This is a genomic window from Petrotoga olearia DSM 13574 (assembly GCF_002895525.1).
GTDB classification, from domain to species: Bacteria; Thermotogota; Thermotogae; order Petrotogales; family Petrotogaceae; genus Petrotoga; species Petrotoga olearia.
On record NZ_AZRL01000016.1, the window covers coordinates 183,048 to 195,141 of the forward strand.

15 protein-coding genes are annotated in these 12,094 nt (G+C 33.3%); 4 read left to right on the forward strand and 11 right to left on the reverse strand.

What is annotated here, in order from left to right; genetic code table 11:
- The first annotated feature begins 103 nt into the window (after nt 1-103).
- On the forward strand, nt 104-2,566 hold the full coding sequence (locus X929_RS06305) for an ATP-dependent Clp protease ATP-binding subunit (RefSeq protein ID WP_169924983.1): 2,463 nt from the start codon (nt 104-106) through the stop codon (nt 2,564-2,566).
- Nucleotides 2,567-2,579: 13 nt separating this feature from the next.
- Here X929_RS06305 and rd read toward each other — a convergent pair whose 3' ends face one another.
- The 4 genes from rd to X929_RS06325 form a co-directional block, all read right to left on the reverse strand.
- The gene (rd, locus tag X929_RS06310) at nt 2,580-2,744 is read right to left on the reverse strand and encodes a rubredoxin (protein ID WP_103067188.1); all 165 of its coding nucleotides are present in this window, start codon (nt 2,742-2,744) and stop codon (nt 2,580-2,582) included.
- A gap of 33 nt (nt 2,745-2,777) precedes the next feature.
- Nucleotides 2,778-3,131, reverse strand: a complete 354-nt coding sequence (locus tag X929_RS06315) for a class II SORL domain-containing protein (protein WP_103067189.1) — start codon at nt 3,129-3,131, stop codon at nt 2,778-2,780.
- A gap of 32 nt (nt 3,132-3,163) precedes the next feature.
- Nucleotides 3,164-3,658, reverse strand: a complete 495-nt coding sequence (locus tag X929_RS09875) for a ferritin family protein (RefSeq protein ID WP_103067228.1) — start codon at nt 3,656-3,658, stop codon at nt 3,164-3,166.
- A gap of 153 nt (nt 3,659-3,811) precedes the next feature.
- Nucleotides 3,812-5,617 carry a heme NO-binding domain-containing protein gene (locus tag X929_RS06325; protein WP_245858669.1) on the reverse strand — a complete coding sequence of 602 codons (1,806 nt, stop codon included), beginning with the start codon at nt 5,615-5,617 and terminating at the stop codon, nt 3,812-3,814.
- A gap of 549 nt (nt 5,618-6,166) precedes the next feature.
- Between X929_RS06325 and X929_RS06330 the strand changes: the two genes are divergently transcribed.
- Together X929_RS06330 and X929_RS06335 are read left to right on the forward strand one after the other, a co-directional pair.
- Nucleotides 6,167-6,475 carry a hypothetical protein gene (locus X929_RS06330; RefSeq protein ID WP_103067191.1) on the forward strand — a complete coding sequence of 103 codons (309 nt, stop codon included), beginning with the start codon at nt 6,167-6,169 and terminating at the stop codon, nt 6,473-6,475.
- A 12-nt stretch (nt 6,476-6,487) separates the two neighbouring features.
- Nucleotides 6,488-7,033 carry an HD domain-containing protein gene (locus X929_RS06335; RefSeq protein WP_103067192.1) on the forward strand — a complete coding sequence of 182 codons (546 nt, stop codon included), beginning with the start codon at nt 6,488-6,490 and terminating at the stop codon, nt 7,031-7,033.
- An 8-nt stretch (nt 7,034-7,041) separates the two neighbouring features.
- On the opposite strand, the gene X929_RS06340 is transcribed toward X929_RS06335, so the two are convergent.
- Nucleotides 7,042-7,278 carry a hypothetical protein gene (locus tag X929_RS06340; protein WP_103067193.1) on the reverse strand — a complete coding sequence of 79 codons (237 nt, stop codon included), beginning with the start codon at nt 7,276-7,278 and terminating at the stop codon, nt 7,042-7,044.
- A 34-nt stretch (nt 7,279-7,312) separates the two neighbouring features.
- Here X929_RS06340 and X929_RS06345 point away from each other — a divergent pair, with 34 nt between their 5' ends.
- The gene (locus X929_RS06345; protein ID WP_103067194.1) at nt 7,313-7,618 is read left to right on the forward strand and encodes a hypothetical protein; all 306 of its coding nucleotides are present in this window, start codon (nt 7,313-7,315) and stop codon (nt 7,616-7,618) included.
- 1 nt (nt 7,619) lies between these two features.
- On the opposite strand, the gene X929_RS06350 is transcribed toward X929_RS06345, so the two are convergent.
- The 6 genes from X929_RS06350 to X929_RS06375 form a co-directional block, all read right to left on the reverse strand.
- Nucleotides 7,620-8,456 (reverse strand): DUF368 domain-containing protein, encoded by an 837-nt coding sequence (locus X929_RS06350; RefSeq protein WP_169924984.1) that lies wholly within the window; start codon nt 8,454-8,456, stop codon nt 7,620-7,622.
- Between the two features lie 112 nt (nt 8,457-8,568).
- On the reverse strand, nt 8,569-9,396 hold the full coding sequence (locus X929_RS06355) for a PHP domain-containing protein (RefSeq protein ID WP_103067196.1): 828 nt from the start codon (nt 9,394-9,396) through the stop codon (nt 8,569-8,571).
- A 100-nt stretch (nt 9,397-9,496) separates the two neighbouring features.
- Entirely contained in the window at nt 9,497-9,766 is a 270-nt protein-coding gene (locus X929_RS06360) for a hypothetical protein (RefSeq protein WP_103067197.1), read from the reverse strand.
- A 116-nt stretch (nt 9,767-9,882) separates the two neighbouring features.
- The gene (locus X929_RS06365) at nt 9,883-10,467 is read right to left on the reverse strand and encodes an NUDIX hydrolase (protein ID WP_103067198.1); all 585 of its coding nucleotides are present in this window, start codon (nt 10,465-10,467) and stop codon (nt 9,883-9,885) included.
- Nucleotides 10,464-10,997, reverse strand: a complete 534-nt coding sequence (gene hslV, locus X929_RS06370) for an ATP-dependent protease subunit HslV (RefSeq protein ID WP_103067199.1) — start codon at nt 10,995-10,997, stop codon at nt 10,464-10,466. The genes X929_RS06365 and hslV overlap by 4 nt, the downstream gene beginning before the upstream one ends.
- Before the next feature lie 188 nt (nt 10,998-11,185).
- Nucleotides 11,186-12,082, reverse strand: coding sequence for a D-alanine--D-alanine ligase family protein (locus X929_RS06375; RefSeq protein WP_103067200.1), 897 nt, complete (start codon nt 12,080-12,082; stop codon nt 11,186-11,188).
- Between the last annotated feature and the right edge of the window lie 12 nt (nt 12,083-12,094).

The window sequence follows — 12,094 nt, forward strand, 5'->3', positions numbered from 1 at the left end:
CTTGACATTTTACATTGAAAAAGATATAATGAAAATAGAATTAGCAGTTAAGAGTTACGAGTGATAAAATATTTTATTACATAAAGTGTATGGAGGTGACATAATGAGATTCAATCCAAATGATTTCACTGAAAAATCCTTGAAAGCATTTCAGGAAGCACAGAATGTTTTGAGCTATTCAGGTGGAAATATTCTAAAACCAGAGCATTTGTTGTTAGCAATTCTAAATGTTGAAGATGAAAATGTGAAAAAAATTTTTGAAGGTGCAAACATTAATTCAATAAAAATAAAACTCGAAGAAGCTTTATCTGAAGAAATGGGAGTTTATTATTCCATGTCTTATGGTGGACAACAAGGTATATATCTATCAACTAGTTTGGCAAACGCTTTACAAATAGCTAAATCAGAAGCCAATAGTATGGGATTTAATAAAATTCCTTTATTAGCTTTATTATTAGGAGTTTTGATGGAGGGTACATCTTACGCATCGAAATTATTGTCTGCTTATACTTCAGAGGCTTTAATCAGAGAACGTCTTCAAGAGATGCTAGAAAACGGAGATGAAGAAATAGAATCAGGTGTGGGAGATCCTTTGAAAAAGTTTACTGTAGATTTAACTAAAGAGGCTAAAAAAGGAAAACTTACACCCGTCATTGGAAGGGAAAAAGAGATAAATAGAATGGTTGAAATATTATCCCGTAAGTCCAAAAATAATCCTGTTTTAGTAGGAGACGCGGGGGTTGGAAAAACAGCTGTAGTAGAAGGTTTAGCGCAGTTGATAGTGGAAGAAAATCCTCCTTCCTATCTAAAAAATAAAAGAATTTTACAGTTAGACATGGCTGCTTTACTAGCGGGTTCAAAATTCAGAGGTGAGTTTGAAGAAAGACTTAAATCAGTCATTGATGCAGTAAAGGAAAAAAGCGATGAAATTATTTTATTTATCGATGAACTGCACAATATAATAGGAGCTGGAGTGGCCGAAGGAAATGCAATGGATGCAGCAAATATTTTGAAACCTTCTTTAGCTAGAGGCGAAATAAAGGTTATAGGGGCAACAACTTATGAAGAATACAAAAAATACATTGAAAAGGACAAAGCCTTAGCGAGAAGGTTTCAACCTGTGTATGTACAAGAACCTACCCCCGAGCAAGCTATTGAAATACTTAAAGGTATAAAAGAAACGTACGAAAAACATCATAAGGTTGAAATATTGGATGAGGCTTTAATCGCAGCAGTAAATCTTTCTCATAGGTATATCAATGACAGGTTCTTACCTGATAAAGCAATAGATTTGATAGATGAAGCTTGCGCCCGAGTAAAGCTTAGAAACTCGGCCAAACCTGAAAAGATTAGAGAATTGGAAAAGAAAATGTCGAAACTAGAAGAGGAGATTAATAAACTAACCTTAGAGGAAAAATATGAAGAGGCGTCCAAGAAAAAGGCAGAATATTTTGACCTTCAAAAGGAATTAGAAAAAGCACAAAAAGCTGCTAAACGAGTACAAAGCGAAATAAACAATGTAGTAGATGAAGACATAATAGCCTCTTTGGTACAAGAATGGACGGGTATCCCTGTTACACGAATGGTTGAAGATGAAAGGAAGAGACTTGCCAACCTTGAAAATGAAATACACAGAAGGCTCGTTGACCAAGAAGAAGCGGTTAACACGGTGGCAGATCACATTAAAAAGGCAAGAGCAGGGTTAAAAGATCCTAAGAAGCCGGTTGGTTCTTTCTTGTTTCTTGGGCCAACTGGAGTTGGAAAAACGGAATTAGCCAGAACATTGGCCGAGATATTGTTCGGAACCGAAGATGCACTGGTCAGGATAGATATGAGTGAATACATGGAAAAATTCAACGTTTCAAGGTTAGTAGGTGCGGCACCAGGTTACGTAGGTTACGAACAAGGTGGACAGTTAACAGAGCAAATCAGAAGACGACCATATTCGGTAATATTATTCGATGAAGTTGAAAAAGCCCATCCCGATGTATTCAACATATTGTTGCAGATATTAGACGATGGAAGGTTAACAGATTCTCAAGGTAGGACCGTAAATTTCAGTAATACTATAATAATATTGACCTCTAACTTGGGTTCCGAATTCTTAAATAAGACAAAAAAGAGTGTTGGTTTTGTTGGAGAATCTGACGAAGAGTCTTATGAAAATACAAAAAATGAAATTATGGGTCAGGTAAAAATGGCATTTCGACCAGAATTTATTAACAGGCTGGACGATATTATAGTATTCAAACCTTTGAGTATCTCTCAGATAAAGAGAATAGTTGATATAATGATTTCAAGATTAGAAGAAAGGTTGAAAGAAAAGCATATAAGTATTCAAATAACTGAAGCAGCAAAGGACGTTATAGCAAGAGAAGGCTTTGATCCAGTTTATGGAGCTAGACCGTTGAGAAGGGTTATAGAAAGAAAGATTGAGTCCCCTTTGGCAAATATGATTATCGAAGATACTATAAAAGAAGGAGATACAGTCATAGTTGACTCAAAAGATGGTGAAAATTTAGAAATAAGAAAAGCTGTTGGTGAATTATTAAAAAAGCGGGATTAACATCCCGCCTTTTTTATTCTTCGAGTAGTTCAAAGTCTTCTTTAGCAGCACCACAAACGGGGCAAGTCCAATCATCTGGTAAGTCTTCGAAAGAGGTTCCTGGTTCTACGTCGTTATCAGGATCTCCAACTTCTGGGTCGTATATATATCCACAAATCGTACACCTATATTTTTTCATTTTTTATCAACTCCTAATTAATATTTTTAAAAATCATCCTACAGAAACCTTTTTGGTATTTTCCCACAGTCCATGAATATTGCAATGAGAAAGTGCAATCAATGTTCCGGATTTCGCTAACTTAATTTTTGCTTTTACATGAGGTTCCCCCATTACAGGCCCGAATATATATCTGCCTACATGTACTGTATTTGGATCATCATCGTATTGCATAAAAAGATCTATCCACTCAATATGGTGCTCAACGGTGTTTGGATGTTTTATCTCTTTACCAACCTGTACATCTACTTCAAACTCTTCGTTAGGTTGAACTTTGTCTGGGCAATCGATTGTAGGGACATGTTTTTCTTCTTTGAAATCTTTAATCTTAATTACTTCACCTAACACAAAGGATCATCTCCTTTCTTTGAAAAATTAAATTAGAATTCTACAAATCTGCTTTTCGGAGCTCCACAAACAGGACATTTTTCTGGGGCTTCTCCTTCTACTGTATAACCACAGACATCACATATGAAAATTTTACCAACTTCCACATCTTTACCCTGATCCGCAACCTTCTTTGCGTTTTTATACCACTCAGCGTGTATTTTTTCTGCTTCCAAAGCAAAATGTGTAGTCTTTACAGCTTCCTTTTCTTCTTGAAAATTAGCTGCGTTGTTGTACACAGGATACATTTCTTCAACTTCAAATGTTTCCCCGTCTATACATTGTTGAAGGTTATCTTCTGTTGATCCAATATAACCCAAAGCTCTGAAATGGTTTCTTGCATGAACAAACTCAGCATGAGCAATGGCTTTCCACATTCTTGAAAGGTTTTTTAATCCTTTTTCTTCTGCCTCAGTAGAAAAAATCAAATACTTCATATGTGCCTTTGATTCACCACAAAATGCGTCCTCCAAAAACTGCCTTGTCATTTGTCTTTCAACCAACGTTATCTACCCCCTTTATTAAAATTATTTCTTAATCTAAAAATTCAATAACATCCTTAAAGCACAACCCGAAGTAAATTATAACATGAAAGTTTTAAAAAAAGATGAAAAAAATTAAAATAAATTTGAAATAAAAGATCAATTTTCACTAGATAGGCTGTCTTTAAATGAAGAAATGAATCTTTCCACCTCTTTTATGTTCTGTAAGATTTCTTTTATATTATTTACAAAAGTTTTAACGGAAGTTGATATTTCTTCAGAAGTAGCTGAACCTTCTTCAGATATAGCCAGCAAGTTTTGGGTGTTTTTTGTTAAATCTTCCAGTTTAACTCCTTCTCTACTTAATTCATCCAAGATGTTGTGGATTTCTTTGGAAATATTTTCTATATTGGTTGCAGATTCTTTATTATCCTGAGAACTTATTCGTAGATTGTTAGCCCCTATTTTCATTGATTTAAACTCTTTTTCAACAGTTTGTGTTAACAGCTGAATACCGGAAGATATTCTGCTAAGTATATTATCAATTTGTGAGGCAGCTATTTTACTTTCTTCAGCCAATTTTCTTATTTCATCAGCTACTACGGCAAATCCCCTGCCGGCTTCTCCGGCTCTAGATGCTTCTATTGCAGCATTTAAAGCTAACAAATTAGTTTGATCAGCAATACCTTTCACTGTATCAACGACTTTTAGAATTTCTTGAGTATCTTTCTCTAACTTATCGCTTTCTTTTACCAAATTATTAAACCTTTCACTCATACTTTCTATTTCTTTTGAGGAATTTTCAACTTTTGAAGAAGAATCATTAATTCTTTTGACTGCATTTTCCAAAGATTCTACCATCTGGTTTTCTCTGGATATAATGCTTTGTATCGTATTTACATTCACTTCAACTACGTTTGATATGGATTCAGCATCTTGAGCGATCTGTTCTGAGCTTATTGCGACTTGTTCAACTAATTCTCCTATTGAGTCGCTTATTTCCTGCATTTCCTCCGCTCTTTCTCCGACTTTCTCGGTGAAAGTTTCTATTTCTTCTATATCTCCGGTTAATTGAATAAAAATCCCATTAAAATTGCTCCTCAAATTATCAATTTCTAAAGAATGATTTTCAAGCATCTTCTCTCCTTTTAATAGTACTGGTTGGTCGAATTCTTGATTCTTTAAATTTTGTAACCCTTCTGTAGAGTAAGAAAATAACCTTTTAAAATAATTTCCCATGGAAAGAATAAATGTACCAGATAGGATACCTGTAATCAAAAAAGTATACCAATGGTTACCTAAAAGCCATGTGAGAAGCCAAGACAACAAAAAGACTGTGATTATTGTATAAAAGGTTAGAGAAGTAAAGAACATTTTCATTAATGAAAAACTTATAGATGCAAAAAAACGAGCCTTCCGAATTTTTGCATAAGGTTTCTCACTTTCTAATTTTATTTTTAGAAAACTTCCTTTATCGGTGCTTCCTTGATCAATAACCTCATATTCAATTTTCTCCCCAAAAACCTCGGCTGAGCCTTCCAATAACCCTAAAAAATAGTATCTCATATCTCTGAAAGACCGATAAGTAAGGTAGGCAGAGTTACTATCTATGATTTCAAATTCGATCGCGGGGGGTTTGGCTCCTTTTATTCTTCTTGTTAATGATTTATGAACATCATTCATAGATGACAAAAAAGAAAGGAGACCCTTTTTTTTGAAAAAATTGGGATAATATTTCTTGAAAGTATAAATATTTTTTCTACCGAGTTCTTTCATTATCTCTTCTTTGGATTTATTCGTTGATTTACTTATTAAATCTAAAAGTTTAAAAACTTTAATATCTTCCAAATCTTCGAAGGGAGAGAAATGTTTGTTTTTCTGAATTCCTATTTCAGTTAAAAGTTCATTTACATAATCTTCTCCGTAGGTATTTTTCCATGTTTCCAGCCATGTTTCAACGATCATTCCTTTCACTAAAATCCCTCCTGAATGCAGTATTTATGATGGCTTTAAAAACTCTAAAACAAACTTTAAAACTACCTGATGAAATAACGGGCTAAGATTATCAACACATAACTTAGCAATGAGTTATCCTTTTACTCGTAAATTATACCATATTTTTTCGAGTTATTTAACAAAAGAAAACTATAATTTGTATGTTTAAAACGCAATTGGCACTAATTTATTGAATCGAACACCTTTTAACTCTAAAATATTGTGTTATAATACTTAAAAAAGATATAGTCCACTTTCTTTCTTAGACATTTTAGAAATAAAAAGATTTTCAAAAATAAGATTTTGATTTTAAAAGGGTTACAGGGCGGAGCCCTCCCCCACCCTGGTGGGTAAAGGGACCGCAGGTCCCTTCCTTAGATGGGCGGGCTGCTGGGCGAAGGGGAGCTAAGAATGATGGAGGTATTTTAAAAATTTTTGAATTCTAGAAGTAAGGTTTAAAGAAGGTTTAATAGTTTCCAAAGAAAGTATTTCTTTCTTCAAAGGAGGTAGCAGAGAAGGATGACCAAGAATAACGTTGAAGATTTTGAAAATAGAATAAAAATATTAGAAGAACAAAATAAAGAAAACAGAGAAACTTTGGACGATCTGCTTTTTCAAAATTCTAAACTGAAAGAGAAATTAAATAAAATATGGCGTAATCTGAAGATCATGTTTTGGTTATTTTTTGGTTTAGTTGTTTGTTTAATATTAATTTTTACTACAACACCTCCCGTAGTAATAGGTTTATGGATCATCTTCGCAACTATTTTGTTTACTGGATTAATCTTTTATTTTTTCTTTAAATTTGCTTTTAATAAGTTTGAATAAGGAGTGATTTTTTTGACAAGAGAAGAAGCCCTCGAGTTACTAAAACAAAACCTTAAAACGGATAATTTGTTCACTCATTCCCTTGCTGTAGGGGCTATTATGAAAGAGTTAGCAAAAAAACTAAACCAAGATGAAGAAAAATGGGAAATCACTGGTTTACTACACGATCTGGACTATGAAGAAACGAAAGATGATCCAGATAGCCATGGCTTAAAAACAGTCGAAATGCTTGGAGACAAAGTTGATCAAGATGTAAAAGACGCTATATTGGCTCATAATGAAAAAAAAGAGTTGGAAAAAGACATTGAGATAGCCTTATACACTGCTGATCAACTTTCCGGGCTTATCGTCGCGGCAGTCTTAGTGAGACCAAATAAAGATATAACTGAATTAACAGTTAAATCGTTGAAAAAGAAGTACAAAGATAAAGCATTTGCAAGAGGAGCTGATAGAGAAAAAATAAAAGAAATAAGTAGACTTAATATCGAATTGGATGATTTCTTCAAAATAGCCATAGATGGTATGGTTCAAATAAAAGATGAATTGAACTTATACTGATAAATATATTAATCATCTTTATTACTTGAATCTACATCTTTTGATTCATTCTTAAGTTCATCGATTCTCAAGTTCATAAGTGTAAAGAATGAAATTGAAATAACACCAAAAGTGGCAAAAAGCCAAGTAACTAGAGAAAACCAAAATAGTTTTGTAAACCAAAAATAGAATATTAAAAGTATTCCAACAGAAATGAAAAAATAATAAATAAGAAACCTAACGATTCGTTTTTTATTATCATTCATGTTTAAACCTCCTAATAAAAAGGGTGATGAAAAAATGCAATCTATTTTAACTATTCTACCTCAGCCTTTTTACAATAAAATAACAAAACTTTGGAATGAATTAGAAAAGAATTTTAACGTAAAATGGGTAAAATATAACGTACCTTTTCCACATATAACTTTAGCGGTAGAAGATATTAATAAAGAGAATATTGGACAAATTACCAGTTATTTGTCTGATAAAAAGTTAAAGTATCAAATAAAATTGGAATCTCTTTCCCTTGTCCACAGAGATCTGGGGAAAGAAGTTGAAATTGACCAAACTTTTGGAATTCCAAAAAGGCGAAAGAGGAAAAATTAAATTATTTATTGTTTCTACCAAATCTTTCGATAATTACAATTACAAAAGCTCCCATTAAACCAAATATTAAAAAGCTAACAAAGTTATCTATTTTTGAAATTGGAGCTCTCAATCCTCCTACCATTAGTCCCATGAGAAAAAACATTGTCGCCAAGTAAAATTTATCCAACACCCATTTCAATAGTTTACTCATACAAGCCAATCCCAACACAATACCTAAAACAAAGGTTATCAGTACAGAGAAATTAAAATCCGTAACTGCTTTAACTATGTATGAATATTGATTCAAAAGTAATAGAACGTAGGCACCGGAAATTCCTGGAAGGATCATGGCAGATATAGCCAAAAATCCTGAAGAAAAGATTATTGGAAAATCGTGTTGATCTAATAAGAACTCTGCCCCTGAAATATAGAAAGCAACTAAAAAGCCTATAGTTGCTGAAATAAAAAAGGAAACATATTTAGACTTTTGGGTATTTTTGAAATCAACATTTTTAAATAGATCCGAGCCCAAAAAAAAGATACTACCGATAATTAAACCTGAAAAGAAAGAAAAGACAATTGTTTGGTAATTCGTTAATAAAAAGTCTATAAACCCTAAGGTTGAGAACATTCCAAGAAAAACGCCTATGTACAACAAAATCAAAAATCGGAGTTCGTGGCTTTTCATTAAAGTTTTGAAATTGAATAAATTGGAAAAAACAAAAGACCATGCAGATATGAAATTCTGATAAATGCCGAGTATCAAAGCTATCGTCGCCCCTGAAACCCCAGGGATAGAATCAGAAACACCCATGAAAACGCCATACAGCGGAATTAAAAAATTTTTTTTCTTCATAAACTCCTCCATTTAAATAAATATCTTTATAAAAAAACCCCGCATAAAGCGGGATAAGTTGGGGATTTTATTGGGGGTTATTCTTTTCTAACCCTATTATATGTAGTGAATCTTAAAGCATCCTTAAAATATTTAAAAATGGTTCTAATTCTTTTTTGCTGACGTTAATCCCCATTTCTATCCCTATTTTGTTTGTTCCGTGGTAATCCGAACCAGCGGTAATAAACAAACCATACTTTGTGGCAAGGGTTTTATACCTTTCGGTCATTTCTTTTGTGTGCAAAGAATAGTAAGCTTCTATGCCATCTAAACCATAATCTACTAACTCTTTGATCAGTTTGTCGAGGTTTTGTTCATCAACCTTTGTTTGAAAAGGGTGAGCTAGGACAACCACACCCCCAGCTTCCTTAATTAACAATATTGCATCTTTTGGCTCCAACCTTTTTTTGTCTAAGTAAAGAGGTGCACCTTTCTTTAAATACTTATCGAAAGCTTCTTGTTTGTTGCTTACGTAATTTTTTTTCACCATTAAAGAAGCAAAATGAGGCCTACCAATCAATTCTCCACCTGCTTCTTTTTTTAGTTCTTCAAGAGAGATTTGAAAACCAAGTTTTTGCATGTTTTCGATCATTAAAACGTTTCTTTTTTTTCTGTACTCTTGGAGGTCTTCTAAAACCTTATTTAACCTTTCGTTTGTGATATCAAAGCCGTATCCTAAAAGGTGTAGAGTGTTCGGAAATTCCGCACTTATTTCTACTCCAGGAACGAATTTTAACTTGTTTAAATCTGTAGAGTTTTCTATAGCTTTTATTCCATCAAGGGTATCGTGATCGGTGATAGATAGATATTGTATGTTTGTTTCTAAGGCCAGATTCAATAATTCATTAGGAGTGTTACTTCCGTCTGATCCTGTAGAATGAGTATGAAAATCAACTTTCACTTTTTTCCTCCAGTTTTAATTAGAGTTACTGTTTTTAAAAACTCTAAAACTTGTTTTTTCGACCCTTTGCCTCGCAGCCCACCCCACAGTTGGTACTAATTTATTTTTTCCAAAGAACTTTGTTTTTTTCATCGTCGTATATCTCTTCAACATCGTCGGGTAGATCAATTTCTTCGATATATTTGGAAATAGCTTCTTTAATCAAATCTTCTGGTAAAGAAGTGATGAGCCATAAGTCGCTTAACCAAATTTTGTTGTTTTCTCTTAGTGGTGCTTTGTAAATGGCACTTTCTACCGCTTTTGCAAATGCAGATACAGGTACTTCCTTTACAAAGCCTTTACCCGAATTTTCTCCGTAAATATTGTTCATAAAATAAATTTATGCCTCCTTTATGTGTTCTTTTACTATTTTTAGAAACTCTAAAAATTGTTTTAAACTTGTTTTAGCGCCCTTCCCCCGCTCCCCACCCTTTTAAGGAAGGGATCTTACATGATATTTATAGCAATTTTTGTCCACCCTTCGAAGTCAACATCTTTTAAATTTACGATTTCTTCTTTTTTCATCCATGTGCTCTCAAAGTTATCTTCTTCTTTAATCGTGGCAGAATCGATGAATCCGACAAAAAGGATGCCTAAATGAACCTTGGATACTTCTTCGGAGTTATCGTTGATTATTCCCTTATAGATGTATTTGTATGAATTAGTAATCCATAATTCTTCGTTTATTTCACGATCCATTCCGTTGAAAAAAGTCTGTTCCATAGTAATACCCTTATCCCCCTTGTTTATGTGACCACCTATCCCTATAGATATTTTGTTGTGAAGCCTTTTTTCACTTTGATTTTGTGTTCTCTTTAAAACTAAAATTTTGTCTTCGTAGTTTTTGAACACTACATAAGGTATGATTTGTTTGTAATTATAATCGTTTTCTATTTCATCTCTTTCGTGGAAATTACCACTTTCTAGTATTTCTAAGAAATCGCTGAATTTCATTTGATAAAAATTATTGTTGATCGGGGGGATTTTTTCTTCAATTTTGTTTGTTGGGATAGTTAGAATCTGTTCACTCATTCGATAATCTCCATTGTGATATTATCATTCGTGTAAATACATATTTCACCAGCAATTTTTATAGCTTTTTTAGCGATTTCTTCAGCATCTAAATCTGTATTCCTTAATAGCGCCATTGCCGCGGCGTAGGCATAAGGTCCACCGGAACCTATTGCAATTGCATCTTCTTGTGGTTCCATTACTTCGCCATTGCCAGAAATTAAAAACATATTTTCTTTGTCGGCAACCAACAATAATGCCTCAAGCCTTCTAAGTGCTTTGTCCATACGCCAATCTTTAGTCAATTCCACAGCTGCTTTCATAAGATTCCCGTGTGAAGACTTATACTTTCCTTCAAATCTTTCATAAAGAGCTAGGGCATCGGCTACGGACCCAGCAAAACCTGATATTACTTTTCCTTCACCTAATCTTCTAACTTTTTTAGCGTTACCTTTAAAGACTGTTTCTCCCATTGTTACTTGACCATCACCACATATTACTGTTTTTCCGTTTCTTTTTACTCCTAATATCGTTGTCCCATGAAAATCCATTAATTGTATTTCCTCCTTGTGTTCACATTTTTTATGTCTTAAGAAACTCTAAAACTTTATATATAGCGCCCCTTCGCCAAAGCGTTAAGGGGCGAGCCCCTTAAGATCCTCAAGTTCAACGTCAAAATCATTTAAAGACCTACTTTGCATAATACAGCAAATCATAAGGAAAAGAGCTTTTTACTCTTTCACCCTGCAACCCGCGCAACATGGTTTTTGATTATTATATCTATTAACTCATCAAAGCTAATTCCTGCAGCTATTGCGGATGTAGGAAGATCACTTAATTCTGTTAAACCAGGTACTGTGTTTATCTCCAAAACGTAAATTTCATCACCCCTTAATACGGCATCGATTCTAAACATGTCTTTAAAAGAGAGTATTTTCATAACTTGGGCTCCAATTTCATTTACTTTTTGTATAATTTTTTCAGGAGAATTAAGCTGCGGTATGAGTTCGGTTAACCCGTTAGTATATTTTGCTTCATAATCATAGAATTCTTTTTTTGGAATAATTTCAAGAATTGGTAGTAATATGAATTCATCATTTTTTTGAATATAAGATATCGTTATTTCCCTGCCTTTTATATATTCTTGAACTAGAACATCTTGAAATTCTCTCAAATCTTTATCTAGATAGAATTTGAATTCATTTTCGTTGTGAATGATGTATACCCCTTTACTTGATCCACTTTTTCTAGGTTTGATGATGAAAGGGTACGCAAAGGGCGGTGATATCAATTTGTTTGTTAGAATCGTCTTAGGTATTTGTATGTAATTTTTAAATAGAGAGTAGAATATAAACTTATCGTATGTGGCTACACATGTTTCAGGGCCCGAACATGTGTAGTCAATTCCTAAGATATCCAATAAAGAAGGTAATTTCCCGTCTTCTCCGTAATCTCCGTGTACTACATTGAAGGCAAATTTATAATTTTGTATTTTTGATATAAAATCATCATCTATTAAATCTAATATTATCGGTTCATGACCTAAATTATATATTGAATTAAAAACATTTTTTGCACTTCTAAAGGCAATTTCTCTCTCTATAGATTTCCCACCTGTAATAATTGGGATGTTCATCGTTTTTTTCTC

Coding starts and splice junctions, on each gene's coding strand:
- X929_RS06305 (WP_169924983.1), top strand. CDS start 104: ATGAGATTCAATCCAAATGATTTCACTGAAAAATCCTTGAAAGCATTT.
- rd (WP_103067188.1), bottom strand. CDS start 2,744: ATGAAAAAATATAGGTGTACGATTTGTGGATATATATACGACCCAGAA.
- X929_RS09875 (WP_103067228.1), bottom strand. CDS start 3,658: ATGACAAGGCAGTTTTTGGAGGACGCATTTTGTGGTGAATCAAAGGCA.
- X929_RS06325 (WP_245858669.1), bottom strand. CDS start 5,617: ATGATCGTTGAAACATGGCTGGAAACATGGAAAAATACCTACGGAGAA.
- X929_RS06330 (WP_103067191.1), top strand. CDS start 6,167: ATGACCAAGAATAACGTTGAAGATTTTGAAAATAGAATAAAAATATTA.
- X929_RS06340 (WP_103067193.1), bottom strand. CDS start 7,278: ATGAATGATAATAAAAAACGAATCGTTAGGTTTCTTATTTATTATTTT.
- X929_RS06345 (WP_103067194.1), top strand. CDS start 7,313: ATGCAATCTATTTTAACTATTCTACCTCAGCCTTTTTACAATAAAATA.
- X929_RS06350 (WP_169924984.1), bottom strand. CDS start 8,456: ATGAAGAAAAAAAATTTTTTAATTCCGCTGTATGGCGTTTTCATGGGT.
- X929_RS06360 (WP_103067197.1), bottom strand. CDS start 9,766: ATGAACAATATTTACGGAGAAAATTCGGGTAAAGGCTTTGTAAAGGAA.
- X929_RS06365 (WP_103067198.1), bottom strand. CDS start 10,467: ATGAGTGAACAGATTCTAACTATCCCAACAAACAAAATTGAAGAAAAA.
- hslV (WP_103067199.1), bottom strand. CDS start 10,997: ATGGATTTTCATGGGACAACGATATTAGGAGTAAAAAGAAACGGAAAA.
- X929_RS06375 (WP_103067200.1), bottom strand. CDS start 12,082: ATGAACATCCCAATTATTACAGGTGGGAAATCTATAGAGAGAGAAATT.